The organism is Pseudarthrobacter phenanthrenivorans Sphe3, assembly GCF_000189535.1.
GTDB lineage: Bacteria > Actinomycetota > Actinomycetes > Actinomycetales > Micrococcaceae > Arthrobacter > Arthrobacter phenanthrenivorans.
Window position 1 is genome coordinate 3,877,516 of sequence record NC_015145.1, and the last position, 25,602, is coordinate 3,903,117.

Here is a 25,602-nt window from a genome sequence, read left to right on the forward strand (position 1 = left end):
GGCAAAGCGTGACATCGGCAAACACCAGCATTATCACGGGCATCGTCCTGATTTCGGTCGGCGTGCTGTTACTGATGGACCTGCTCGACGTAATGGAGAGCGCCGCATATGTGCCGGCGCTGATCTTCGCAGCAGTAGGAGCAGTGTTCCTGTCCCTCTTCCTGCGCAGCCGGGAGCACTGGTGGGCGGCAATCCCCGGCTCGGTGTTCCTGGGTTTGGCTGCGGTCATCACGGCCACCCAGTTCACTGACGGCGGAGCGGGCGCAAGCTTCCTGTTCCTGTTCATGGCAGCCGGATTTGCCGCGGTCTATCTGCGCCAGCCGGCCAACTGGTGGGCACTGATCCCGTCCGGGGTGATGCTCACGCTGGCAGTCGTCGTGGCCATTCCGCAGCAGCTGCAGGGCACGCCCACGGCAGCAGTCCTGTTCCTTGGCCTGGCCGCCACCTTCGGCGTGCTTTCCGTTGTCCCGGTCCAGTCAGGCGGCCGCTCAAGCCGGATGAAGTGGCCCCTGATTCCCGCCTCCGTCCTCGCGGTTCTGGGCATGATCTTTGCACTCCAGTCCACGGCACTGCTTATCGCCGCGGACGTCGTGGTGCTGACGGTCATGATCCTGGCGGGCATCGGGCTGCTCGTCTACGCGTACCGGGCCCGGAACAACGGCCGGCAAAAGACGCACGGCTAGCTGGGGTGCATCTCAGGAGAGGTTCCTGGGCTGTGGCATAAGCTGGAGGTCCCACGGACCTACAACGTTGGAGAGATTGTGCTCCCCCTGCGCGCGGACGCCTTCACCGTCCCCTATCGCGATCCCGTTTGGGACGGCCCCACCGACCCTGTCCTGGTTCCGGACCACCGCACTGGCGAATGGGTCCTGCTCTACACCCAGCGCCGGGCCACTGCCCCTGACCTGGGCGGCGTGGAGTGGGTGCATGGCACGGCCATCGGCGTTGCCCGCTCCTCCGACGCCGGAGCCAGCTGGACCTACGCAGGGACCCTGGACGGACTGGTGCCGCCCGGAACTGAAGGTCCCGCCACCCTCTGGGCGCCCGACGTCGTGCGCATTGGTGATGAGTGGATCATGTACCTGACCGTCCTGGACGGGGTGCGGAAGGACTGGACGGGCCCGGCCGGGATCGTCCAGCTGTCCAGCAGCGACCTGGTGAACTGGGAGTACCTCGGCTCCGTGGACCTCGATTCGCCCAGGGTCATCGACGCCGCCGTCGCCTTATGCGGGGACGGCCGCTACCGGCTCTGGTACAAGGACGAGGCACGCGGTTCCAACACCTACAGTGCGGTCAGCGACACGCCCGCGGACCCGGCATCGTGGATCCTGGAAGGAGTGGCGATCCCCGGCCGCCCGCATGAGGGGCCCAAGGTCTTCCGGCTTGGAGGCACCTACTGGATGATCGTGGACGAATGGCGGGGCCAGGCCGTGTATCGCTCGGAGGACGCCGCGGGCAGCTGGGCCCGGCAGGAGCACCTGGACGGGCTCATCCTCACGCAACCGGAACGCGTTGACGGGCGGCCCGTCGTCGGCCGCCACGCGGATGTGGTTCCCCTTGAGCCGCGGGAGGACGGGACGGAGCAGGCACTGCTGGCCTACTTCACCCACCCGCACTGGGGCGGCGAGGACATCGACACCATGGCGCCCGCCCCGAAAACCCGCCTGAGCCATGTCAGGGCCGCCATGCTGGAAGTCCGGGACGGCACCCTGGTCTGCACCGAGCACTGAACAGGCGCCGCCTGAGCAAGAACCCCTGGGCAGGCAGCGCAGCCGATGCGCAGCAAAGGGCCAAACCCTGGAACTATAAACCAGCGGGTGCTGGCACCGGTCCAGGGATTGGCCCTTTGCCTGACTCGTACCCCGGGCTCGTGGCCCCGGAGTTCTTCCGCCTCGCTAGCCGCGCTGAGGTGAGCCCAGCTCCACCGGATCCTCATCCGTGAGGTATGCGAGCTCCGAGTGGGCTGCAAGGTCAATGCCGCGCATCTCGTCCTCGGGCTTGATGCGGAGCCCGATGGTCTTGTCCAGGATCTTCGCCAGGATCCAGGTGATGCCGAAGGAATAGACCAGGACCGTGACCGTTGCAAGGGCCTGGACACCGAGCAGCTCAACGCCGCCACCATAGAAGAGCCCGTTGACCGCGTTGGGAGCAGCGTCGGTGGCGAAGAGTCCGATCAGCAGGGTTCCCAGGATGCCGCCCACCAGGTGGACGCCCACAACGTCCAGCGAGTCGTCGAAGCCGAGCCGGAACTTCAGTTCGATGGCCAGGGAGCAGACTGCTCCGGCAATCAGGCCGATGGCCACGGCGCCCAGCGGGCTGACCGAGCCGCAGGCGGGGGTGATGGCCACGAGGGCGGAGATCAGGCCGGATGCTGCGCCCATGCTGGTGGCTGCGCCGTGCCGGAGCCGCTCAACGAGGGCCCAGGCGAGGAGGCCGGCGGAGGCAGCGACGGCGGTGTTCAGGAGGACGACGGATGCCGACTGGCCCGCAGACAGCGCGGAACCGGCGTTGAAGCCGAACCAGCCCACCCAGAGCAGGCCTGCACCTACCAGCACCAGCGGCCGGCTGTGCGGCTTGGCGTGTTCCACCTTTGGCCAGCCGGAGCTCTTGCCCAGGACCAGGGCCAGGGCCAATGCGGCCGCGCCGGCGTTCATGTGAACTGCGGTGCCGCCTGCGAAGTCGATGGCCTTGATGCCGCTGGCGATCCAGCCGCCGGTCACGCTGCCGTCCGCGGAGGAGAAGGCGAACACCCAGTGCGCGATGGGGAAGTAGACAATGGTGGCCCAGATCCCGGCGAAGAGCATCCAGGCACCGAACTTCATGCGTCCGGCTGCCGCTCCGGCAACCAGTGCCGTGGTGACGCAGGCGAAGAAGAGCTGGAAGGCGGCGAACAGGATGACCGGGATGGACGCCTCTTCATCCGCGGCGAGCAGCTGTCCCATGCCCGGGAATTCCGTGACGTCGCCGATCAGCCCCAAGCCGCCGACGGAATTGCCGAACGCCATGGAGTAGCCGAAGACCGCCCACAGGACGGCCACCAGGCTGGCGCCGCCAAAGCACATCATCATCATGTTAAGAATGCGGCGCGATCCCACCATGCCCCCGTAAAACAGGGCCAGGGCGGGGATCATCATGCAAACCAGCGCGGAGCTGGCCAGAACCCAAGCGACATTTCCCGAATCCATGGGAAACCCCTTTCGTGATGCGAAGAGAGAACGGAATGTGCCCGTCAGAGCCACTCCGGAGGAAGGACGTGAAGTCAGTTCCACGTTCATCGGAGGGAGGCAATTGCCGTCTGGTTCCAACTGTAGGGCGGGCATTTTGGACTGGGTTTCCGGGGTGTTAAATGATGGTTTCAGTCATCCACGCCCGAGTTTCAGCCGTCCCGCTGGAAGCAGGAGCAGGGAAAACCACGCGTGAAAGCAGGACCCGGAATGCATGGTTCGCATCTGACGCTTCTGGGCACCCCCTGTCACACGAAGCACGTTTTTAGGGGCCTCGATGGACAGCGGCCCCGGGATCACGGCGGCCGGAGCGGCCGGGGAGGCCAAAAGCGTGCCCCGCGTGACGGCATGGGCGGCCCGGGGAGCAGCACCACCGCCCAGCGGATGCCGGCAGGCCTCCGGCCTGCGGCTAAGCTGAGGAAAAACCCGGCAGCACGGCATGTGCACGGCGCCGGTACAGCGAGGTACCCGGCTGGGGGGAACCTCGCCTCTGGCCGCGGGAGGAATACTAATGGCGCGAGCGACAGTGCAGGACGTCGCACGGACTGCTGGCGTCTCCGTGGGGACCGTCTCCCGCGTCCTCAACGGAAGTCCGGCCGTCAGTGAGTCGAGCAAGGCAAAGGTGGCCGCGGCCATCCGCCAGCTCAATTACCGGCCCCTCGCTTCCGCGCGCGATCTGCGCCGGGACCGCACCATGCGGATCCTTGCCCTGGCCAAGAACCTATACTCGCCGGTCATCAGCGAAGTCTTCCGGGGCGCCGGGGATGCTGCCGCCTTGTCCGGCTACGTCACCCTTATCGCCCCAACAGCCGGGGACCGGGAACGGGAACAGCAATTGGTGGACATGCTGCGAAACGGCTCGGTGGATGGGCTGATCATGTTTTCGCCAACAATGCCGGATGAAGACGTCGAGGAGATGGCGGAGCAGTTGTGCGTGGTCCAGGTCTGCGAGATCGCTGACGCTGAGGCAGCATTCGGCGTATCCATCGACGACCGGCAGGCAGCCTTCGATATCACGAGGCACCTCATCAGGACCGGCGGTCAGCGGATGGCGATGATCGGCACCAGGGCAGCCCGGTCCGGCCGGCTCCGCGAGGAAGGCTTCCGCAGGGCTGTTGCCGAAGCCGGGCTGTCTCCCGATCACATGCTTTTCACGGACGGGGACTTTGATTTCCATGCCGGCCGGCGCCTGGCCAAGGAGCTCCTCGGCTTGAGCCCCCTGCCCGACGCCGTGTTCTGCGGCAGCGACACAGTGGCTGCAGGCTGCGTCCGTGAAATTACCGACGCCGGGTTGCGGGTTCCGGAGGACATTGCCGTGGCAGGGTTTGACGACTCCATCCAGGCGGAGATGTGCATTCCGGAGCTCACCACCATCAGACAGCCGGCCTACGCCATGGGGCAGGTGGCTTTCGAAGCACTCCTGGCACGGATGACCGAGCCGGAAGCGTACCGCCGCGGGCGGACCTTCCTCCCGCACGAACTGGTGGTCCGGGACTCCACCAACGGCTGAGGCCAAGGGTTGACAGCCCAACGTGGCTCCTGTCACACTTCTTTGGAATCGATTCCAAACGCAGCAGACGCCGCTTTTCCTCTGCTGTGGAATCGATTCCAAAACCAACCTCGAAAATGAAGCCAGCCAGGCAAAGGAGCCATTCGTGGACTTGATTCGACCTTCCTCTCGGTTGCAGGAGGACACCACCGCCGTATCCCTGCCCAGCGCGTCCAAGACCGGAGCCAGCGGCGCGTCCGGGCGGCGCACACGCATTACTGCTGCCGCAGCTGCGGCACTGGCTGCCGGCCTGCTGCTGACCGCCTGCGGTGGCGGCGCGGCCACCCCGGGTGCCGACCAGCCGGCTGCCGCCGATCCGTCGTCGGCGGCCAACGCAGCCGGCAACCTCAACGTGTGCGGCGGCAAGGACGCCTCCGGCATCTACAAGGGCACGGCAGAGGCCTTCACCAAGGCGAACGGCAAGGTCACAGCCAAATACACCGAAATCGGGGCCACCACCGATGAAGCCCGTACGCAGGCCGTGCAGCGGCTTGAGGGCAAGTCCACCGAGTGCGATATCTTCCTCACCGACGTCATCTGGACCTCGGAATTCGCCTCGCAGGGCTGGCTCCTGGACCAGACCAACCTCGTCGAGGCCAACAAGGACAGGCTCATTCCGTCCACCGTCGAGACCACCAAGTACGAGGACAAATACTGGGCCTCCCCGTTCTTCACGAACGCAGGGCTCATTTACTACCAGAAGGACAAGGTGGCCAAGCCGGAAACCTGGCAGCAGCTCTACAGTGAGGCAGCCGGTGCGCCGGGCAACAGCTTCGTCTACCAGGGCAAGCAGTACGAAGGCCTCACCGTGAACTTCCTTGAAATGCTCTACAGCGCCGGCGGAGAGGTGCTGGACGAGAACGGCGAGGTCAAGATCGACTCCCCGGAGACCCGTGAAGTTCTCGACTTCATGGTGCAGGGCCTCAAGGACGGCGCCGCGGACCGTGCGGTGCTGACTTACAACGAGGACCCGGCACGCCTGGCCTACGAGTCCGGCAATTTTGGATACCAGCGCAACTGGCCGCACGTCTACCGCCTCCTCAACGCCACCCCGCTGGCCGGGACGTTCGGCGTTGCCCCGCTTCCGGCCTGGGAAGGCGGCAAGGCCTCCGGCGTCCTGGGCGGCTGGAACCTGGCCATCTCGGCCCACTCGACAAACCAGGCCGGCGCTGTGGCCTTCATTGATTTCGCCACCACCCCGGACTGGCAGAAGCACGTAGCCATGGACTTCTCGCAGGCTCCCGTCAACGAGGCAGCCTACGCAGACCCCGAGGTCCTGGCGAAGATGCCGTTTGCCACCGAACTGCTCGCCTCTGTGAAGGGTGCCAAGCCGCGCCCGATCTCCCCGGTTTACCCGCAGATCTCGCAGGCGATCTACAAGAACGTGTACGCCGTGCTCTCCGGCACCGCCACAACTGAAGACGCTGTGAAGACGATGGCCGAAGAGCTGAAGGCTGCAAAGGCGAGCTTCTGACCATGGCCACCAAGTCCCTTTCCCCCGGTAACGGGAACAGTCACGGGGTGGTCACCCGCGGCGTGAGCGGCCGCGACCGGGCGGAGCGGCGGCTCGCATTCCGGATGACCGCCCCGTCCCTGGTCCTGATGGCCCTGGTGGCGGCGGTCCCCATTGGTTACGCGCTCTGGCTGTCGCTGAACCAGTACAGCGTCCGCACCGCAGGCCTGTCCCGGTTTGTGGGCCTGGAAAACTACATCAGCGCCCTCAGCGGCCCCCAATGGTGGGCTGCGTTCGGCCAGACCTTCCTCTTCGCCGGACTCTCGGTCTCGCTGGAACTGGTCCTTGGGACGGCCATGGCCTTGCTGCTGAACCTGGCCTTCCGGGGCCGTGCACTGCTGCGCACCGTTGTGCTGCTGCCTTACGCGGTGGTGACGGTGGTCAGCGCCATCACGTGGGAAACGATGTTCCAGCCCAACCTGGGACTCGTCACGAACGTCCTTTCGATGCTGGGTCTGCCTGGCGGGGATGTGGTGTGGCTCGGCGAACATGGCTACGCCATGGCGGTGATCATCCTGGCCGACGTCTGGAAGACAACGCCGTTCGCTGCGCTGATCATCCTTGCCGGCCTTCAAGTCATCTCCGCCGAGACCTACGAGGCAGCAGAACTTGACGGGGCCAGCAAGTGGCAGACCTTCACCCACATCACCCTGCCACTGCTGCGTCCGGCGATTGTGCTCGCGGCGATCTTCCGCACCATGGACGCCCTGCGCGTCTTCGACCTTCCCTTCGTGCTGACCCGCGGCGCCAACGGCACCGAGTCCATGTCAATGCTGGCCTACACCCAGCTGCGCGAAAACCGCCTGGTGGGCGAGGGATCGGCCCTGTCCATCCTGACCTTCCTCACCGTCATGGCAGTTTCGGTGGTCTACATCCGCTTCGCGGGCGGCAACATCCGCGAAGTGGCCAAGGAGGAACAATGAGCACCCTGACAGCACAGCGGGCGACGGCGGCACCGGCCACCGAGCGCAAGGCACCGAAACGGCGGCTCCGGGGCCAGGCAAAACTGCACCCTGTTATCTGGGTCTTTGTGGTGGCCGTGATGGGCTTCTCGCTCATACCGTTCTACTGGCTGGTCAACACTTCGCTGAAGACCGGCCCCAGCCTGTCCAAGGGGGAACTCTTCCCGAGCCAGCCCACCTTGGAGAACTATCTGGCGGTGTTCCAGAACCCCGAGTTCCTCCTGGCCCTGCGCAACTCGGTGATTATCGCCGTCGTCACCACTACGGTGGCGCTGGTGTTCGCGTCCTTCGCCGCCTACGCCCTGGCCAGGCTCAAGATGCGCCGCAAGGCCATGATCCTGACCCTGATCCTCTCGGTCACCACGTTCCCGGCCATCGCCATCGCGGCCCCGATCTTCTCCATCTGGCGGGAGATCGGGCTCTATGACACGCTGCTGGGCCTCATCATCCCGAAGCTGACCTTCGCGCTGCCGCTGGCCATCTACACCTTGACGTCCTTCTTCAGGGAAATCCCGCGCGAGCTTGAGGAATCGGCGTACATTGACGGGGCCACGCCCTTCATGGCCTTTCGAAAGGTCATTCTGCCGCTGGCTGTCCCGGGCCTGGCAACCACCGCGATCCTCGTGTTCATCTCGGTGTGGAATGAATTCCTGCTGGCCGTCACGCTGACCACCTCGCCGGAGTCCCGTCCCGTTCCGGTGGCAATCGCGTTCTTCAGCGGTACCAGCGAGTTCGACCAGCCGCTGGGCACCATCAGCGCAGCGTCGGTGATCATCACCGTCCCGCTGGTCATCCTTGTGCTCCTTTGCCAAAGGCGTATCGTGTCCGGCATGACTGCCGGTGCCGTAAAAGGCTAGAAAACCCAACCCAAGTACCAGTAACACCACACAAGATAAGGAAAATCCGTGAGCCACGAGCAGTCCCCAGGACAGCATGCCGCTTCCCGCGAAGAACCGCGATCCGAGGAACTGAGGGTGGGCGTGGTCGGCATCGGCTGGGCCGGCCAGCAGCACCTGATGGCCTACCACGCCCTGGACGGCGTACGAATCGTTTCGCTGGCCGGAATGGAGCAGGAACTCCGCGACTCCCTGCAGGCCGAATATTCCATTCCCAACGCCTTCGCTGACTGGGAAGAGATGCTGGACCACGGCGGCCTGGACGCCATTAGCGTGGCGGTACCCACGTTCCTCCACGCACCCATCACCATCGCTGCACTGGAACGCGGAATCCATGTGCTGAGCGAGAAGCCCATCGCGCGCAACGCCGTCGAAGGCCAGGCCATGGTGGATGCGGCCCGCAAGGCGGGGCGCGTCCTGGACGTCGCGTTCAACCACCGCCGCCGCGGCGATATCCAGGCGCTAAAGAGCGTCATTGACGACGGCGGACTGGGCCGGCCGTACTACGCCAAGGCATCCTGGCTCCGTCGCTCCGGCATCCCCACCCTGGGCAGCTGGTTCACCAACCCGGAACTCGCCGGCGGCGGACCGCTGGCCGATATCGGCGTCCACGCGCTGGATTATGCCCTGCACCTGCTGGGCGAGCCAAAGGTCGTGGCCGTCTCCGCTGCCACCCATTCGGAGCTGGGCCCGCAGGGGAGGGGCGGCGGAAGCCGTTACTCGGCGCAGGCCACCAGCCACGCGTTCGAGGTGGAGGACTTCGCCTCCGCGTTCCTACGCTTGGAAGGCGGCGGAACCCTGCTGATCGAGGCGAGCTGGGCCACCTACCGCGAGACGGACGATCTGCTGGACTTCACCATTTACGGAACCGACGGCGGAGCCGAACTCAAGGTGCAGGGCGCGCCCTTCCCGCCCGTCGGCCAGCTCAGGGTGTTCACGGACAAGGACGGCGAATCCGCGGATTACGTTCCGCCGGTGCTGCCGGGCCGCGCCCACGATGCAGTAGTGGAAGACTTCGTCACGGCAGTCCGGGGCGGCGAGGCAGTCTGGGGGCAGCATGACGGGTCCCTGGCGCTCTACCGGGCACAGATCATCGACGCGTGCTACCAGTCAGCGCTGGAGCAGAGGGAGGTTCGGCTCTAATGAACGGCAAACTGAGAATCCGGGTCTGGAACGAGGGTGTCCACGAGGCCATCAACGAGCCGTCCCACATTGGCGAGATCTACCCGGAGGGCATCCACGGCGCCATCGCCGCGGGGCTCCGCTCCTACTACCCCGAGGCGGAAATCACGACGGCGGTCCTGGCCACCGACGATGAGCACGGCCTCGACGAGGAGGTGCTCGCAGAGACAGATGTCCTGTTGTGGTGGGGACACATGGCCCACCACGAGGTGAGTGACGCCGTCGTCGAACGCGTCCACCGGCACGTCCTGGGCGGGATGGGGCTGATCGTGCTCCACTCAGGGCACTTCGCCAAGGTGTTCACCAAGCTGCTGGGCACCACCTGCTCGCTTGCGTGGCGGAACGACGGCGAGCGCGAACTCGTGTGGACCGTGAAGCCCTCGCACCCCATCGCCGAAGGCGTGGACAGCCCCATCGTCATCCCCGAGCAGGAGATGTACGGCGAGCTCTTCGACATCCCGGACCCGGACGACCTGATCTTCATCAGCTCCTTCGCCGGCGGCGAGGTGTTCCGTTCCGGTGTCACGTTCACGCGCGGCAAGGGCCGGATCTTCTACTTCAGCCCCGGCGACCAGGAATACCCCGTGTACCACCACCCGCAGATCCAGCGGGTCCTGGCCAACGGCGTGAAGTGGGCTGCCCAGCCCGAACTGCGCCGCGCTGTCCCGGAGGTCACCAACCCGTCGCGGAACTGGTTCGAGGAAGCCTAGCTGCAGTTCCCTCCCGCCCTTGAAGTTGCTGCGGATTTCCCCATAGCCGGTGCGGAGCCAAGGGAGTACAACTGAGAGATGACTACCCCGGCACTGGTGCTAGGCCCCATGATGCGGTACGTGGACGAAACCTCGGCGAGCATCTGGGTGGAGACCCGCGGAACTGCCCGCGTGACTGTCAGCGCGGGCTCCGGTGAGTGGGACGCCAGGACTTTCGCCGTCCATGGCCACCACTACGCCCTGGTGGAAGTGCAGGGCCTGGAACCCGGATCTGAAACGCCCTACAGCGTTGCGGTGGACGGGATCCAGGCCTGGCCTCCACCGGGCGGCGGGTTTCCGCCGCCCTTGATCGCCACGCTGGAGCCCGACGACAAGCCGCTGCGCCTGGCCTTCGGTTCCTGCCGAACCAGCGTCCCCCATGACGAGGCCGGGAACCGGAGCCACGGGGTGGACGCACTGCGTGCCTATGCCCTGGCGATGAGCTCCGGCGGAAGCGAGCCGTGGCCGGACCTGGTGGTGTTCCTTGGGGACCAGGTCTATGCGGACTCCACCAGCAAGGAGATGCAGGAGTTCATCAAGAACCGCCGGGACATCAAGGAGCCGCCCGGCGAGGAGCTTAAGGACTACGAGGAGTACGCCCACCTCTACTACCTGGCCTGGTCCGATCCGGCGAACCGGTGGCTGCTGTCCACGCTCCCCAGCGCCATGATTTTCGACGACCACGACATCCGGGATGACTGGAACGCCTCGCGCAGCTGGCGGGAGGCCATGCAGGACGCTGACTGGTGGCATGACCGGATCGTGGCCGGGCTGGGTTCGTACTGGGTGTACCAGCACCTGGGAAACCTGTCGCCGCGGGAGCGTGCCGCGGACCCCCTCTGGCAGAAAGTGGCCAACCACAGCGGAGGCGGTGAACCGGACCTGAGCGCCGAGCTGGACCGTTTCGCGGAACAGGCGGACAAGGATCCGGAGGCGTACCGGTGGAGCTACTGCCGGGACTTCGGGGATGTCCGGCTGATCGTGGTGGATTCCCGCGCTGCCCGAAACCTGGCACCTGACCGGCGGGCGCTGGTGGACAAGGCCGAGATGAACTGGCTGGACGAGCGGATGCGCGGAGGCTTCCGGCATCTCCTGGTGGCCACATCACTGCCCTTCCTGCTTCCCATGGGCCTGCACCACCTTGAGGCCTGGGACGAGGCAGTCTCCGAGGGCGCCTGGGGAAAACGGGCGGCGCGCGTTGGCGAAAAACTGCGCCAGGCTGCGGACCTGGAGCATTGGGCGGCGTTCCAGGACAGCTTCCGCAAGGTGGCTGCCATGGCCGTGGAGGTTGCCGATGGCCTGCGCGGCCATGCGCCGGAAACCGTCACCTTCCTCTCCGGCGACGTTCACTTCTCCTATGTTTCCGAGGTGGAGCGGACGTCCGGCAGCCGCATAATCCAAGCCGTCTGCTCGCCCATCCGCAACCCCCTGCCGCGGCTGCTGCGGTCCTTCGGGGCCGTGATGTCCTACGGCATGGCCGCACCCATTGGAGCGCTGGCAGCACGGTCGGCGCGGGTGCCCGACCCGCCGTTCCGCTGGTCCGGCATCAAGGGACCCTGGTTCGACAACAACCTGGCCTGCCTTGAAGTGGTGCCGGACGGGTTGAAGATGTGGTGGCAAAAAGGCGTGCTGAACGCCGCCGACCACCTTCACCCGCGCCTCGAACGCGTCGCGGAAATCACCGTCCCCCCGCGCACCGGGGCAGGTGCGGCACGGGTCGCGTCCGACGGCGGGCAGCGGCTTAGATGAGCCCCTGCGCCAGCATGGCGTCGGCCACCTTCACGAAGCCGCCGATATTGGCTCCGAGAACATAGTTGCCCGGGTCGCCATACTCGTCAGCGGTGGACGCGCAGCGGTCATGGATGCCCACCATGATCTCGGTGAGCCGCTCCTCCGTGTGCTCGAAGGACCAGGAATCCCGGCTGGCATTCTGCTGCATTTCCAGCGCCGACGTCGCAACGCCGCCGGCGTTGGCAGCCTTGCCCGGGCCGAACAGCACGCCGGCCTGCTGGAACACCGCCACCGCGTCACGGGTGGACGGCATATTGGCGCCCTCCCCGACGGCAAGGAGGCCGTTGCGGACCAGCCGCGCGGCAGCATCGCCGTCGAGCTCGTTCTGGGTGGCGCAGGGCAGCGCCACGGTGGCATTCACGTCCCACACGGAGCCCCCTTCCACGTAGGAGACTCCGCCGCGGCGTTCCGCATAATCCTTCAGGCGGCCCCGTTCAACTTCCTTCACTTCGCGCAGAAGTGCGACGTCGATGCCCGACTCGTCCACCACGTAGCCGGACGAATCGGAGCAGGCCACCACCGCGGCACCCAGCGCCTGTGCCTTGGCAATGGCGTTGATGGCCACATTGCCGGACCCGGACACCACCACGCGCTGGCCGTCGAAGGACGTGCCGCGGGTCTTCAGCATTTCCTGGGTGAAGATCACTGTTCCGAAGCCGGTGGCTTCGGGCCGGACCAGGGAACCGCCCCAGGAGATCCCCTTCCCGGTGAGGACACCGGATTCATAGCGGTTGGTGATGCGCTTGTACTGGCCGAAGAGGTAGCCGATCTCGCGTCCGCCCACCCCGATGTCCCCGGCAGGAACGTCCGTGTATTCACCGATGTGCCGGTACAGCTCAGTCATGAAGGACTGGCAGAAGCGCATCACTTCGGCGTCGCTGCGGCCGCGGGGGTCAAAATCGGAGCCGCCCTTACCGCCGCCGATGGGCATGCCCGTGAGGGCGTTCTTGAAGATCTGCTCAAAACCGAGGAACTTGACGATGCCCAGGTAGACGGAGGGGTGGAACCGGAGCCCGCCCTTGTACGGGCCCAAAGCCGAGTTGAATTCCACCCGGAAGCCGCGGTTGATCTGTACCCGGCCCTGGTCGTCAGTCCAAGGCACGCGGAAGATGATTTGCCGCTCGGGTTCGCAGAGGCGTTCAAGGATGGCGGCCTCAAGGAGTTCGGGATGCCTGTCATGGACCGGGCCCAGGCTTTCGAAGACCTCGATCACCGCCTGGTGGAACTCCGCTTCACCCGGGTTCCTTGCCAGGACGGTGTCCCTGATGGCCTCCAGCCGTGCATCCATGAATTTTTCCTTACCGTGGACCGAAAAGAGGACGGCCAACTTAAAGGCAGCACCGTCCAATAGCTTTATTCTTCAACCTAACCGATTGCGACTGGGCACTGTTAGGCCAACACAATACCCTGCCCTAATGTTCGTATTGTGACAGCAAGATTCCACTGCATGAGAAATCCATGCCACGAATTCCGATTCCCGAGGGTTCGCTGATGGCATACATCTGCCTCCTGCTCTCCGGTGCCGCGCTCCTGGTGAACGGCCTGGCCGCGCTGGGGCACGTGCCTCGCCGTGACGCAGCTGTCCTGGGCGTGACGGTGGGGGCCGCCCAACTGGTGCTCGGCGTCGTCCTCCTGTCCCTGGACAATTCCGCCGGGACGCCGTTGACCGCAGCCGGCATCTTCCTGTTCGGCCTCACGTATGCCTACGCAGGCCTGGACGCCCTCCTGGGCCTCGGCTCCAAGGGCCTGGGCTGGTTTAGCGGCATGGTTGCCGTTGTTGCCGTGCTGCTGGCCGCCGCCTGGCTTCTTCCGGATCCCCTGCTCGCTGTCCTCTGGCTGGGATGGGCGGTTCTCTGGGGCCAGATGTTCGCTTCCATGGCCTTGGGACTGGGCCGGCTTGACCGGTTCACCGGCTGGTCGCTGGTCCTGGCCAGCCAAACCACGGCAACCGTCCCCGCTTTCCTGGGGCTCGCCGGGCTCTGGCCGCGGGGTCCCGAGGCGGCAGGGACGGCCGCGGCCGTCCTCGGAGTCCTTTTTGTGGCTGCGCTTGTGCTTTCCCGGCGCGGAACAGCGGCTATTCCCCCGCAGGCGTTGACCGAAGGAGCCGCGCCACAACGGACACCCGTTGAATAGTCCCTCTACCGGGGTACGGTGAAGAGTGCGCGAGGTGTCCGGGCATTGCCCGGATCACGGAAGCAACCTTCGGAGAGGAACAGATGAGCGAATCGATGACGGGCCAGGGAATCCCTGGACCCGATGCCCTGGCCGGCGAAGACCAGCACGGAGAGCCAACCGCCCTTGGCTCGGCAGTGGATCCGGACCTCAACTACGACGAGCAGTTTTATCCGGCCCGTCCCAAAGCCCTGAGGCCGGTGGCCCGCAGGCGCCAGTACCTGGCCACCAGGCCATCGTTTGAGTTCGACGGCCGCAACGCCGCCTATGTTGAATGGCTGCGGAACCAGGCCATGCTCGGCGATGCCAATGTCCTGGCCCGGCAACTCTCCGGCCAGGCCAGCATGTGGCAGAACGCCTATGCGCATCCCAACCCGCGGGCCGCCGTCGAAAAGGCCCCGGTCTGGTTCACCGCCTACCCGCTCTCCTTCATCACCAAACCCGGCGAGTCCTTCCTCGCCGCCCTGGGCGACAAGGACATGTGGGACGCCTTCCGGGAGATCGGGATCCGGGCTATCCATACCGGGCCGGTGAAGCTGGCAGGCGGTATCAGCGGCTGGTCCCAGACCCCCAGCGTCGATGGCCACTTCGACAGGATCAGCATGGCCATCGATCCCGTTTTCGGCGACGAGGATGAGTTCCGCCGGATGTGCGAGGTGGCGGCCGACCACGGCGGAACGATCATTGACGATATCGTGCCCGGCCATACGGGCAAGGGTGCCGACTTCCGCCTGGCCGAGATGAACTTCCGGGACTACCCGGGGATCTACCACATGGTGGATATCCCCGAGGAGGACTGGCACCTACTGCCCGATGTCCCGGAGGGGCAGGATTCGGTGAACCTGAGCCCTGAATCCGAGCAGTCGCTGCAGAAGGCCGGATACATCATTGGCCGGCTGCAGCGGGTGATTTTCTATGAACCCGGCGTCAAGGAAACCAACTGGAGCGCAACCCGGCCGGTGATCGACACCACGGGAAAGACCCGCCGCTGGGTTTACCTCCACTACTTCAAGGCGGGCCAGCCGTCCATCAACTGGCTGGATCCCACCTTCGCGGGGATGCGGCTGGTGGTGGGAGACGCCCTGCACTCGCTGGTTGACCTCGGCACCGGGGCGCTCCGGCTCGATGCCAACGGCTTCCTGGGCGTGGAAAAGAGCGCTGAAGAGCAGCCGGGATGGTCGGAAGGGCATCCCCTGTCCCAGGCCGCAAACCAGCTCATCGGCTCCATGATCCGCAAGGTGGGTGGTTTCTCCTTCCAGGAGCTCAACCTGACCATTGACGACATCAAGGCAACCTCGGAATCCGGCCCTGATCTCTCCTACGACTTCATTACCCGGCCCGCCTACCACTACGCACTGGTGACCGCCGATACCGAGTTCCTCCGGTTGACGCTCCGCCTGTCCATGGAGATCGGCGTGGACCAGGCGTCCCTGGTCCACGCGCTGCAGAACCACGACGAACTGACGTACGAGCTGATGCACTTCGCCGCCGGGCACCGGGACGAGATCTTTGAACTGAACGGGCAGGAACTGACGGGCGCCCAGTTGGCGGAACAGGTCCAGCAGACCATGCGGGAACGGCTCACTGGCCCGAACGCCCCCTACAACTCCGTCTTCACCACCAACGGCATCGCCTGCACGTCGGTCAGTTTCATCATGGCGGCGCTCGGAATCCAGGATCCTGCGGACATCACTCCCGAGCAGGAAGCCCAGGTGCTCGATGTCCACATCCTCCTGTCCATGTACAACGCCCTGCAGCCCGGCGTCTTCGCCTTGTCCGGCTGGGACCTGGCCGGCATAACCGTCCTGGACCGCAGCAGTGTGGAGGAACTTATCGCCCAGGGCGATACCCGGTGGATCAACCGCGGGGCGCACGACATCATGGGCATCAGCCCCGAGGCAACAACGTCATCGTCCGGAATGCCCAGGGCCCGCAGCCTGTACGGCCCGCTTCCCGAGCAGCTGAAGAACCCCCGCTCGTTCGCCCGGCGGATCCAGCAGATCCTGGCTGTGCGCGAAGAGAACGGGATTGCCACGGGCAAGCTGCTCGACGTCCCGGACGTCTCCCACCGCGGGCTGCTGGTCCTGGTCATCGAACTCGGCGACGGGGCACTGGCAGTGACGGTGCTGAACTTCTCCGGCCAGGACATCTCAGGCAGCATCCAGTCCGCGCACCTGCCGCCAGGCTCCAGTGTGGCTGATCTCTTCAGCGGGGAACCGGTGGGTCACGTTGACGACCTGCACAGCTTCTTCCTGGACCTGCCCGCGTACCAGGGCACCACGCTTCTCCTGACGCCGCAAAATGACGACGACGACGAGGGGCAAGGCAGCGCTGGCGTGTGACGTGGCATACTTCCATAGCAACCGTGCCGCCGGAAGTCCCGGCGGACGTGGGAAGGGGCTGTGGGCATGCAGGAATCCGTCAGGGTGGAGGAAACGCCGCTGGAGCATGTGAAGGCCGCGCTTTCGCGTGAACGGGGCCGCGGCCTGCTTCCGGATCCGGCGTTCGACCAGCGCCTGGAACGGCACTTCCCAACACTGTCCGGCCTGTTCGGCTCTCTGTACGGCGGACGGCCGGACTGGACGGACCAGCTCGCTGCGCTGGTTGTCCAGTCCGCAAGGTCGTGGCAGGACCGGCCCGCAGGGCTGAAGGCGCTGGACGCCGAGCGGGAAGGCAACAGCGACTGGTTCCAGTCGAACAAGATGCTCGGCGGTGTCTGCTACGTGGACAGGTATGCCGAGAGCCTGGAAGGGGTCCGGCAACAGATCCCCTACTTCAAGGAACTTGGCCTCACCTACCTGCACCTCATGCCGCTGTTCCTTGCGCCCGAACCGCATTCCGACGGCGGGTACGCTGTTTCCAGCTACCGTAAGGTCAACCCGAAGCTGGGAACCATGGAGCAGCTGCAGTCCTTGGCCGCCGAGCTGCGGAGCAACGGCATCAGCCTGGTGGTGGACTTCATCTTCAACCACACGTCGGACGAGCACGAGTGGGCGCTCAGGGCCGCCGCGGGCGATCCGGAATACAGCGACTACTACTGGATCTTCCCAGACCGCACCATGCCGGACGCCTTCGAGCAGAACGTGCGGGAAATTTTCCCGGAGAACCATGCCGGTTCGTTCATCCAGATGGAGGATGGCCGCTGGGTGTGGGCCACCTTCCACACGTACCAATGGGACCTGAACTACTCCAACCCGGACGTCTTCCGCGCCATGGCCGGGGAGATGCTGTTCCTGGCGAACCAGGGCGTGGACATCCTGCGCATGGATGCCGTGGCCTTCATCTGGAAGCAGCTGGGCACGCCCTGCGAAAACCTTCCCGAAGCCCACACCCTGCTCCAGGCCTTCAACGCTGTATGCCGGCTCGCGGCGCCGTCGCTGCTGTTCAAGTCAGAGGCGATCGTGCACCCGGACGAGGTGGCGCTCTACATCGACCCGGCGGAATGCCAGCTTTCCTACAACCCGTTGCAGATGGCGCTGATCTGGGAGTCACTGGCCACCCGCGACGTCTCGCTCCTGGCCCAGGCCCTGGAGCGGCGGCACAACATTCCTGCCGGTACCTCCTGGGTGAACTATGTTCGCAGCCACGACGACATCGGCTGGACCTTCGCGGACGAGGACGCCGCCGAACTGGGCATCAACGGCTTCGACCACCGCCGCTTCCTGAACTCCTTCTACGTCAACCGCTTCCCGGGCAGCTTCGCCCGCGGCGTCCCCTTCCAGGACAATCCGAAGACCGGCGACTGCCGGATTTCAGGCACGACGGCGTCCCTGTGCGGGATGGAGGTCGACCCGGCGGAGGCGGTGGAACGGATCCTCCTGGCCCATTCAGTGCCTTTCAGTACCGGCGGGATTCCGCTCCTGTACCTGGGTGACGAGGTGGGCCAGGTCAACGATTACAGCTACGCGCGGGAACCCGGCCACGAGGATGACAGCCGCTGGGTGCACCGGCCCCACTACCCGGCGGAGCAGTATGCCCGCCGCACGGATCCCTCCACGCCGGAGGGGGCCGTTTATGGCGGACTGCAGAGGATGATCGAGGTCCGGTCGGCCACCCCCGAACTCGAGGGGACCACGCTGATCCCGTTCCATACCCACAACCCCGGCGTCCTGGCCTACCAGCGCCCGGCCGGCGCCGCCGCCGCCGGAGGCGAAACGCGCATCCTCGCGCTCGCCAACTTCAGCGATTCCCCGCAGTCCCTGGCGGCGGAGACCTTCGGCGGATTCCTGCCCGCCGCCGTCGACCTTCTCTCCGAAGCCTCGCTGCAGCTGGACCAGGGAGTCACGCTCCTGCCCCGCCAGTACGTCTGGCTGCGCGTCACTCCCGTTTAGCCCCGCGCCCTCCCAACTAGGTAGCGCTAAGTGTCGTTTTGACCGCCCAAAACGACACTTAGCGCTACCCAGTTGGGCAGCCGGGCGTAGCGCGTGAAACCATACGGATCATGGCCTCGAAGATTGCGTACCAGGGTGAGCCCGGCGCCAACTCCAATATCGCGTGCAAGCAGATGTTCCCGGACATGGAAAGCGTCCCGTGCGCCAGCTTTGAAGACGCGTTTGAACTCGTGTCCAGCGGCGAGGCGGACCTTGCCATGATCCCCATCGAGAACTCGATTGCCGGCCGGGTAGCGGACATCCACATCCTGCTGCCCCAGTCCAACCTGCAGATCGTGGGCGAGTTCTTCCTCCCCATCCACTTCGACCTGCTTGGCATCCCGGGCAGCACCATTGAGGGTGCCACCGAAGTCCACAGCCATATCCACGCCCTGGGCCAGTGCCGGAAGCTGATCCGCGAACACAACCTCAAACCGGTCATCGCCGGCGATACCGCCGGGTCTGCCCGGGAGGTGGCAGAATGGAACGATCCCCGCAAGCTGTCCCTCGCTCCCCCGCTGGCCGCGCAGATCTACGGCTTGGAGGTGCTGGCGTCACGGGTTGAGGACGACCCCTCGAACACCACCCGCTTCGTGGTCCTTGCCCGCGAAAAGGAACTGCCCGCCCGGGACGCACTTCCCGGACCGGCAGTTACCAGCTTCGTATTCCGCGTCCGTAACGTCCCCTCCGCCCTGTACAAAGCGCTCGGCGGTTTCGCCACCAACGGCGTGAACATGACCAGGCTGGAGAGCTACATGGTGGGCAACGAGTTCGCCGCCACCATGTTCATGGCCGACGTCGAAGGCCACCCCGAGGACCTGCCGCTGACGCTGGCCCTCGAGGAACTGGACTTCTTCACCACCGAGGTGCGGATCCTCGGCGTCTACGCAGCCGCAGACTACAGGACAGGTCAGACCGTCAGCGGCTGACCTGACTCCTGGCCCTTCAGGAGGGGCCCGAAGAACCCCGCCAGTTCCGCTGTCGCCGTGAGTGGGAGGACGTGCGCCACGTACTGGTCTGGGCGGACCACCACCACCACGCCGCCGCGGTCCAGGCCGCGCAGCTCGAAGATGTCCGCGTTGGGGTCGGTGGCGTAGACCTTCTCGTAGTCGGTCAGCTTGAACGGGCCCACCTGCGGCTTGAACACCGCCGGAACCGCGTTGATGTCAACGGCCGTGTGCGGCTGCTGGTAGACCACCTTCACGTCGAACCAGGCGTCCGGATCAGCGTCCGACGGCGTCGCGGCCAGCGGCGATTCCGGCGAGTTCGCGAGCCACTCGGCGAATTTGTCGGCGGCTGAGCCGGTCCCTGGGAGTGGAGCGTCGGCAAAGACGTAGATCCGCCAGCGGCCGTCGGCCGTAGCGTGGTGGCCCAGGTGGACGGGGTTGGTGTCGCCCACCCGCATGACGGGCGCGGACTTGAAGCGCTTGCCCACGGGGAAGCCCGTGGCCAGGTCCTGGTGGGCGGAGCTTCCGGTGACCAGCGAGGGCGTGTACTGGGTCATGAAGCCGGCGGGGAACTCTGCGGTGCTGACGTAGAAGTCCTCCAGGTCCGAGGGGTGTTCGAACTCTTCTGGCTTCTTGGCCATCATGGTGGACCATTCCTTATCGAAGTCGATCAGGTTCTTGGCCACCACCTGGCGTTCCTCGGAGTAGGTGGACAGCAGGCTCTCCGGGCTGCGGCCCTCCAGCACGTGCCCGAGCTTCCAGGCCAGGTTGAAGCCGTCCTGCATGGAGACGTTCATGCCCTGGCCGGCCTTGGCGCTGTGGGTATGGCAGGCGTCCCCGGTGATGAACACCCGCGGAGTCCGCGTGCCGCGGTCCTCCGGCAGCACGTCGTCGAACCTGTCCGTCAGCCGGTGCCCCACCTCGTAGACGCTGTGCCACGCAACATTCCGCACATCCAGCGTGTAGGGGTGCAGGATCTCGTTGGCCTTGTGGATGATCTGCTCGATGGTGGTGTTGCGGACCGCTCCCTTGTTGTTTGGGTCCACTTCCCCCAGGTCTACGTACATGCGGAAAAGGAAGCCGCCTTCGCGCGGAATGAGCAGGATGCTGCCCTTCTCGCCCTGGATGGCGCATTTGGTGCGGATATCGGGGAAGTCGGTGACTGCCAGCACGTCCATGACGCCCCAGGCATGGTTTGCGGCGTCGCCGGCAAGGTGGCAGCCGATCGCCTCCCGCACCTTACTGCGGGCACCATCCGCACCGATGACGTATTTAGCACGGACCACCCGCTCCTTCCCCTCCTCGGCGCCGGAGGCATGGGCCAGTGTGACGGTGACCGGATACTCGCCCTCACCCACCTCGAGGCCGCGGAACTCGTAGCCGTAGTCCGGTGTCAATCGGGAGGGCGAGTTCGCTGCGTATTCGGCGAAGTAGTCCAGGACGCGTGCCTGGTTGACGATCAGGTGCGGAAACTCACTGATGCCCATCTCGTCGTCCACAGCGCGGGCCGCCCGGACAATGCGGGTATGGTCTGCGGGGTCCGGCTTCCAGAATGCCATTTCGGTGATCCGGTACGCCTCGGCGGTGATCCTTTCAGCGAAGCCGAAGGCCTGGAAGGTCTCCACACTGCGCGCCTGGATGCCGTCCGCCTGCCCGATGGCCAGCCGGCCGGGCCGCCGTTCAATGATGCGGGTGGTGATGTTCGGGAATTGTGAAAGCTGGGCGGCGGCGAGCATGCCGGCAGGTCCGGTGCCCACAATCAGCACGTCAACTTCGTCCGGGAGGTCGGCAGGGCGGTTGACGCCTACCCCTGCTGCAGGCTTGACCCGCGGGTCGCCTGATACGTAACCGTGGTGGTGGAACTGCACGGGAATCCTCACTTCGTTGTGTGGTGGCCTGGCCAGGAACGGTGTTCGATAATAGAATTTCGGTTTCCATATGAGAAAACGACCGATTGAGCACCACTGTACGCCACCTGTGACTTGGACTACAAGGCACGGCGAGCAGGCTGGCGAAAGGGGCCGCGAGGGGAAAAGACACCCTGACCCCGGCCACGACCGGAACGCAGGCACAACAAAGGCGCCCGCCAACCTTCCATCGGGAAGATTGGCGGGCGCCGTCGCGTCTGCTTCTAGCCCACGCGGGTGTAGCTGATCTCCGTCTCTCCGAGCGGAGCCGAGTGGAGGGTCACGTAGCTGCCCTGGGCTTTGCTGCCATTGGCGGTGAGGCCCGCCGGCAGAGTGACATAGCTTCCTGCGGCGGGGAATGAAGCTTCCGCCGCACTGGGCAGGGTGATGTAGCTGTCCCGGCGCGGGGCAGCGTCAAGGCGGGTCGCGTTGGCGTTATGGGATACAGGGCGTTCGATGAGCAAGGTCATGGGGGTTCTCCTCGTGGTCGCGGATTGGTTGCTGGCGTGCCAGGTGAGTGCCGCTGCCCATACTTCAATCCCTGCACGGTGCGGGGAGGGGGCGGGGGTGCCTGCAGGGAGGGTGGGCGCCGGCGTTGCTGCAGCGGGGACGGTTCACCCGCGGGGCACTCAAGGGCTTCGGTGGCCTATCAACAATCTTACCGGCTTAATTTGATCTGCTCATAATAAGGTGGGCGATCTCACGCCACCGCCACGTCCAGGGCCTCGACCCTTGCCGCAGGGACGAGCCGTGGGAAACGATCGTGCCGGGCGCAGGTTGGGGGACCTGCGCCCGGCACGGAGCCTCAAAATTCCCGCCCGGTCAGGCGGGCACATTCCCGCCCGGTCAGGCGAGGGAGAGGAAGAGCTTCTCCAGCTCTTTCCTGTCCATGGTGTTGTCCTCGCGGACAATGCACTGCTCAAGGCCGCTGGCAATGATGGCGAAGCCGGCCCTGTCCAGCGCCTTCGATACGGCGGCGAGCTGCGTGACGATGTCCTTGCAGTCCCGGCCTTCCTCCAGCATGCGGGTCACGGCAGCAAGCTGGCCCTGGGCGCGCTTGAGGCGGTTGACCACTGGGGCCAGTTCAGTCGAGTCGAGTTCCATGGGGTCTCCGTAGGTGGGGGTTCTTGGCTCCAACTATATACCCCTTGGGGTGTTTTGTGTACCCCCGGGGGTATGTGCAATACTCGGTGGGGTATTCACCCTTCACCTATCGAGAGGCCAGCAATGACTTCCCCTTCCACGGCAACCGCCTTCACCGCACTCGCCCCTGAGACCCTCCAGTCCTGGATCAAAGAGCACCAGGACCTCGTGGTGATCGACGTCCGCTCCGCCGCCGAGTTCGAGTCCATGCACATCCGCGGCTCCTACAACGTGCCCCTGCCGCTGCTGTCCGAACATACGGACGAGCTCGCCGCCCGGCTGGGTTCCCGCGTGGTCCTGGTCTGCCAGTCCGGCGTGCGCGCCGAGCAGGCCCGCCAGCGCCTTGCCAAGGCCGGAATTGACACCGCCTACGTCCTGACGGGCGGCGCACCCGGCTTCGCCGCTGCCGGCGGCGACGTGGTCAAGGGAAAGAACCGCTGGGACCTTGAGCGCCAGGTCCGCCTTGTGGCCGGTTCCCTGGTGGTCCTGGGCCTGGCCGGGGGCAAGTTCGTCTCCCCGAAGATCCGGACGCTTGCCGGGGTCATCGGCACCGGCCTGACGTTCTCAGCGGCCACCAACACCTGCGCTATGGGCCAGGCCATCTCGGCCATGCCGTGGAACAAGGCCGCCAAGGAACCCACCCGCGAAAGCGCCATCCTTGCCCTGCCCGTCAACACCGAGGTGAACGCAGAGGCCAAGGCATCATGACCCTCACCCTCATCCTGGTCCTTGCGCTGTCGGTGGTCATCGGGCTCTCGCTCGGCGTCCTGGGCGGCGGCGGGTCCATCCTGACCGTGCCGATCCTGGTCTACGTGGCCGGCTTCGAGGCCAAGGAGGCCATCGCGGCGTCGCTGTTCGTCGTCGCCGTGACCTCGGCAGTGAGCGTGTTCAGCCACGCCCGCGGGGGCAGGGTGATGTGGCGGACTGGCCTGATCTTCGGTGCCGCCGGCATGGCCGGCGCGTTCGTCGGCGGACTGCTCGGCGGGCATATCCCCGGCCAGATCCTGCTCATCGCCTTCGCCGTCATGATGGTGGCCACCTCCGTGGCCATGCTCCGCGGCCGGAAGAGGAAGAACGACGACGGCGCCGCACCGGCCAAGCACGAACTTCCCCTTGGCAGGGTGCTCCTGGACGGGGCGGTCGTCGGGCTGGTCACAGGCCTGGTGGGTGCCGGCGGCGGATTCCTCGTGGTGCCGGCCCTGGCACTGCTGGGCGGCCTGCCGATGTCCGTTGCCGTGGGCACGTCTTTGGTGGTCATCGCGATGAAGTCCTTCGCGGGACTTGCCGGATACCTCACCACCGTCCAGCTCGACTGGGGTGTCACCCTCGGTGTCACGGCGGCAGCAGTCGTTGGCTCGCTCATCGGCGCAAAGCTCGCCGGCCGGATCCCGGAGGCCGTGCTTCGCAAGGCCTTCGGCTGGTTCGTCCTGGCGATGGGCACCTTTGTCCTTGTCCAGCAGGCACCGGCCGACCTGCGTTGGTTCATCGCAGCCGGCGTCGCCGCCCTCACGGCAGCCACTGCGGGAGTCTGCTGGTTCTTCATCAGCTCCTGCCCCCTTCGCAACCGCAGCGGCCGCCGCAGCAAAATCCCCTCACCCGCCTAAACCAACTACCCCTTCCCAAGGAGAAACATCATGGGTTTTATCAGCTCCCTGAAGCGGGCCTTCAGCAAGCCCTACACAACGGTGTCGGTTGCCGAGGCCAAGGAACTCCTGTCCTCGGGCGCCACCCTGGTCGATGTCCGCTCCGCCCAGGAATGGCGCTCCGGACGGGCTCCCCAGGCCAAGCACGTCCCGCTGGACCGGCTGCAGGCCAGCACCGCGGGAATCCAGAAGACCCGGCCAGTCGTCGCCATCTGCGCGTCCGGCGTCCGCTCCGCCTCGGCCGCCCGGCTGCTCGCGGCGAAGGGATACCGGGCTTACTCGATCCGCGGCGGAATGGCCGCCTGGCGCCAGGCCGGCGAGCCGGTCCGCTGAACAACATCACCATTTCAAAGGAGAAACCAGTGGCTGAAATTACCGTCACCGAAGCAGAACAGCGGCGCACCAGCGCCCGCATCCTCGACGTCCGCGAGGACTTCGAGGTCGCCGAGGGCATGATCCCCGGCGCCCTGCACATCCCCATGGGCCAACTGCAGGCACGCCTGTCCGAACTGGACCCCGCAGTCCCCGTCATCGCGGTCTGCCGCAGCGGCAACCGTTCAGCCCGCGTGGCCGACGCCCTCAACGGAGCCGGCTTCAGCGCGGACACCATGGCCGGCGGCATGATCGCGTGGACCCGCGCGGGCCTCCCCACCAGCTGACCCTGCAGCCCGCTCAGCCACCGCCCAAGACAATCACCGCAGCTAACCCCCGAAAGGACAGCAAAACCATGGCAACCATCGACGTCACCGAGCAAAGCTTCGCTGAAACACTGGAAAGCAACGAGATAGTCTTCGTTGATTTCTGGGCAGCCTGGTGCGGACCCTGCCGGATGTTCGCGCCCACGTACGGCGCCGCAGCGGAACGCCACCCGGACATCACCTTCGCCAAGGTGGACACGGAAGCTGAGCGGGCGCTGGCCGCCGCGGCCAGCATCAGGTCCATTCCCACCCTGATGGCATTCAAGGACAAGACCCTGGTGTTCTCCCAGCCAGGCGCCCTCAACGCCACGGGCCTGGAAGAGGTCATCCAGGCCGTAAAGAACCTGGACATGGATGAACTCCGCGCCCAGGCCGGACACCAGAACGCCTGATGGGATACCAGAGGGCCAGGCCTACCGCACTGTAACGGCAGACGAATTCGCCACGGTGTGGCCCCGCGCCACGCTGGTGGACGTGCGGAGCCGGGAAGAGCATGCCACCGCGCACGTCCCCGGGAGCCTGAACATCCCGCTGGACGACTTGCCCTCCCGGCTTGCCGACCTGCCCGGCGGCACGCTTTACCTCATGTGCGGGTCCGGAAAGCGCAGCAGCCAGGCCGCGCGGATCCTTACCGGCCACGGATACCAAACGGTCAACGTGTCCGGCGGTATAACCGAGTGGTACCGCGCAGGGCACCCGGTGACGTACCAACCTGCCCCGGAAAACCCGCCCCGACAACAACGGGGCCATTCCCCATCTGGCCTGCGCAGGCTCCTGCACCGGCTGTTCCAGAGACAATCCCCCTAGGCCGCAGTCGGCTTGCAGGATACCCCCGGGGGTATCTATACTGAATGCA

At 65.7% G+C, this 25,602-nt stretch carries 24 protein-coding genes; 19 read left to right on the top strand and 5 right to left on the bottom strand.

Features of this window, described 5'->3' with window-relative positions; all coding sequences use genetic code 11:
- Positions 1 to 8 precede the first annotated feature (8 nt).
- Both ASPHE3_RS18005 and ASPHE3_RS18010 read left to right on the top strand, forming a co-directional pair.
- Positions 9 to 683 carry a hypothetical protein gene (locus ASPHE3_RS18005; RefSeq protein ID WP_013602630.1) on the top strand — a complete coding sequence of 225 codons (675 nt, stop codon included), beginning with the start codon at positions 9 to 11 and terminating at the stop codon, positions 681 to 683.
- A gap of 78 nt (positions 684 to 761) precedes the next feature.
- Positions 762 to 1,730, top strand: a complete 969-nt coding sequence (locus ASPHE3_RS18010) for a glycoside hydrolase family protein (RefSeq protein WP_013602631.1) — start codon at positions 762 to 764, stop codon at positions 1,728 to 1,730.
- Between the two features lie 165 nt (positions 1,731 to 1,895).
- Here the strand turns inward: ASPHE3_RS18010 and ASPHE3_RS18015 are convergent, their stop codons facing one another.
- On the bottom strand, positions 1,896 to 3,185 hold the full coding sequence (locus ASPHE3_RS18015; protein WP_013602632.1) for an ammonium transporter: 1,290 nt from the start codon (positions 3,183 to 3,185) through the stop codon (positions 1,896 to 1,898).
- A gap of 550 nt (positions 3,186 to 3,735) precedes the next feature.
- On the opposite strand from ASPHE3_RS18015, the gene ASPHE3_RS18020 reads away from it, so the two are divergent.
- From ASPHE3_RS18020 to ASPHE3_RS18050, 7 genes are all read left to right on the top strand, one after another.
- Positions 3,736 to 4,734 (top strand): LacI family DNA-binding transcriptional regulator, encoded by a 999-nt coding sequence (locus ASPHE3_RS18020; protein WP_041652354.1) that lies wholly within the window; start codon positions 3,736 to 3,738, stop codon positions 4,732 to 4,734.
- Between the two features lie 145 nt (positions 4,735 to 4,879).
- Positions 4,880 to 6,247 carry an ABC transporter substrate-binding protein gene (locus ASPHE3_RS18025; RefSeq protein WP_174266601.1) on the top strand — a complete coding sequence of 456 codons (1,368 nt, stop codon included), beginning with the start codon at positions 4,880 to 4,882 and terminating at the stop codon, positions 6,245 to 6,247.
- 2 nt (positions 6,248 to 6,249) lie between these two features.
- Positions 6,250 to 7,209 carry a carbohydrate ABC transporter permease gene (locus tag ASPHE3_RS18030; RefSeq protein ID WP_013602635.1) on the top strand — a complete coding sequence of 320 codons (960 nt, stop codon included), beginning with the start codon at positions 6,250 to 6,252 and terminating at the stop codon, positions 7,207 to 7,209.
- Positions 7,206 to 8,105, top strand: coding sequence for a carbohydrate ABC transporter permease (locus tag ASPHE3_RS18035; protein ID WP_013602636.1), 900 nt, complete (start codon positions 7,206 to 7,208; stop codon positions 8,103 to 8,105). The genes ASPHE3_RS18030 and ASPHE3_RS18035 overlap by 4 nt, the downstream gene beginning before the upstream one ends.
- Positions 8,106 to 8,153: 48 nt before the next feature.
- The gene (locus tag ASPHE3_RS18040) at positions 8,154 to 9,287 is read left to right on the top strand and encodes a Gfo/Idh/MocA family protein (RefSeq protein WP_013602637.1); all 1,134 of its coding nucleotides are present in this window, start codon (positions 8,154 to 8,156) and stop codon (positions 9,285 to 9,287) included.
- The gene (locus ASPHE3_RS18045) at positions 9,287 to 10,036 is read left to right on the top strand and encodes a ThuA domain-containing protein (protein ID WP_013602638.1); all 750 of its coding nucleotides are present in this window, start codon (positions 9,287 to 9,289) and stop codon (positions 10,034 to 10,036) included. Before ASPHE3_RS18040 ends, ASPHE3_RS18045 begins: the two co-directional genes overlap by 1 nt.
- A 78-nt stretch (positions 10,037 to 10,114) precedes the next feature.
- Entirely contained in the window at positions 10,115 to 11,824 is a 1,710-nt protein-coding gene (locus tag ASPHE3_RS18050) for an alkaline phosphatase D family protein (RefSeq protein WP_013602639.1), read from the top strand.
- Here the strand turns inward: ASPHE3_RS18050 and gdhA are convergent.
- Positions 11,817 to 13,154, bottom strand: coding sequence for an NADP-specific glutamate dehydrogenase (gdhA, locus tag ASPHE3_RS18055; RefSeq protein WP_013602640.1), 1,338 nt, complete (start codon positions 13,152 to 13,154; stop codon positions 11,817 to 11,819). The two genes, ASPHE3_RS18050 and gdhA, sit on opposite strands and share 8 nt — an antisense overlap.
- A 170-nt stretch (positions 13,155 to 13,324) precedes the next feature.
- On the opposite strand from gdhA, the gene ASPHE3_RS18060 reads away from it, so the two are divergent.
- The 4 genes from ASPHE3_RS18060 to ASPHE3_RS18075 all read left to right on the top strand — a co-directional run bounded on the left by ASPHE3_RS18060 (position 13,325) and on the right by ASPHE3_RS18075 (position 19,337).
- Positions 13,325 to 13,999 (top strand): AmiS/UreI family transporter, encoded by a 675-nt coding sequence (locus ASPHE3_RS18060; protein WP_322786489.1) that lies wholly within the window; start codon positions 13,325 to 13,327, stop codon positions 13,997 to 13,999.
- 83 nt (positions 14,000 to 14,082) lie between these two features.
- Entirely contained in the window at positions 14,083 to 16,380 is a 2,298-nt protein-coding gene (gene treS / locus ASPHE3_RS18065) for a maltose alpha-D-glucosyltransferase (RefSeq protein WP_013602642.1), read from the top strand.
- A gap of 66 nt (positions 16,381 to 16,446) precedes the next feature.
- Positions 16,447 to 18,369: an amylosucrase gene (locus ASPHE3_RS18070; RefSeq protein WP_013602643.1), complete on the top strand. Its 1,923-nt coding sequence runs from the start codon at positions 16,447 to 16,449 to the stop codon at positions 18,367 to 18,369.
- 110 nt (positions 18,370 to 18,479) lie between these two features.
- A complete protein-coding gene (locus tag ASPHE3_RS18075) occupies positions 18,480 to 19,337 on the top strand; it encodes a prephenate dehydratase (RefSeq protein ID WP_013602644.1) in 858 nt (285 codons plus the stop codon).
- Here the strand turns inward: ASPHE3_RS18075 and ASPHE3_RS18080 are convergent.
- The 3 genes from ASPHE3_RS18080 to ASPHE3_RS18090 all read right to left on the bottom strand — a co-directional run bounded on the left by ASPHE3_RS18080 (position 19,319) and on the right by ASPHE3_RS18090 (position 22,366).
- A complete protein-coding gene (locus tag ASPHE3_RS18080; RefSeq protein WP_013602645.1) occupies positions 19,319 to 21,223 on the bottom strand; it encodes an FAD-binding monooxygenase in 1,905 nt (634 codons plus the stop codon). The genes ASPHE3_RS18075 and ASPHE3_RS18080 overlap by 19 nt on opposite strands.
- Positions 21,224 to 21,486: 263 nt before the next feature.
- Positions 21,487 to 21,732, bottom strand: coding sequence for a hypothetical protein (locus ASPHE3_RS18085; RefSeq protein WP_013602646.1), 246 nt, complete (start codon positions 21,730 to 21,732; stop codon positions 21,487 to 21,489).
- Between the two features lie 376 nt (positions 21,733 to 22,108).
- Positions 22,109 to 22,366: a metal-sensitive transcriptional regulator gene (locus ASPHE3_RS18090; RefSeq protein WP_013602647.1), complete on the bottom strand. Its 258-nt coding sequence runs from the start codon at positions 22,364 to 22,366 to the stop codon at positions 22,109 to 22,111.
- A gap of 123 nt (positions 22,367 to 22,489) precedes the next feature.
- On the opposite strand from ASPHE3_RS18090, the gene ASPHE3_RS18095 reads away from it, so the two are divergent.
- From ASPHE3_RS18095 to ASPHE3_RS21295, 6 genes are all read left to right on the top strand, one after another.
- Positions 22,490 to 23,113 (top strand): rhodanese-like domain-containing protein, encoded by a 624-nt coding sequence (locus tag ASPHE3_RS18095; protein ID WP_013602648.1) that lies wholly within the window; start codon positions 22,490 to 22,492, stop codon positions 23,111 to 23,113.
- Positions 23,110 to 24,009, top strand: a complete 900-nt coding sequence (locus tag ASPHE3_RS18100; protein WP_013602649.1) for a sulfite exporter TauE/SafE family protein — start codon at positions 23,110 to 23,112, stop codon at positions 24,007 to 24,009. The genes ASPHE3_RS18095 and ASPHE3_RS18100 overlap by 4 nt, the downstream gene beginning before the upstream one ends.
- 30 nt (positions 24,010 to 24,039) lie before the next feature.
- The gene (locus tag ASPHE3_RS18105; protein WP_013602650.1) at positions 24,040 to 24,381 is read left to right on the top strand and encodes a rhodanese-like domain-containing protein; all 342 of its coding nucleotides are present in this window, start codon (positions 24,040 to 24,042) and stop codon (positions 24,379 to 24,381) included.
- 29 nt (positions 24,382 to 24,410) lie between these two features.
- On the top strand, positions 24,411 to 24,707 hold the full coding sequence (locus ASPHE3_RS18110; protein WP_013602651.1) for a rhodanese-like domain-containing protein: 297 nt from the start codon (positions 24,411 to 24,413) through the stop codon (positions 24,705 to 24,707).
- A 68-nt stretch (positions 24,708 to 24,775) separates the two neighbouring features.
- On the top strand, positions 24,776 to 25,138 hold the full coding sequence (gene trxA, locus ASPHE3_RS18115) for a thioredoxin (RefSeq protein WP_013602652.1): 363 nt from the start codon (positions 24,776 to 24,778) through the stop codon (positions 25,136 to 25,138).
- Entirely contained in the window at positions 25,101 to 25,553 is a 453-nt protein-coding gene (locus tag ASPHE3_RS21295) for a rhodanese-like domain-containing protein (protein WP_013602653.1), read from the top strand. The genes trxA and ASPHE3_RS21295 overlap by 38 nt, the downstream gene beginning before the upstream one ends.
- Positions 25,554 to 25,602 lie beyond the last annotated feature (49 nt).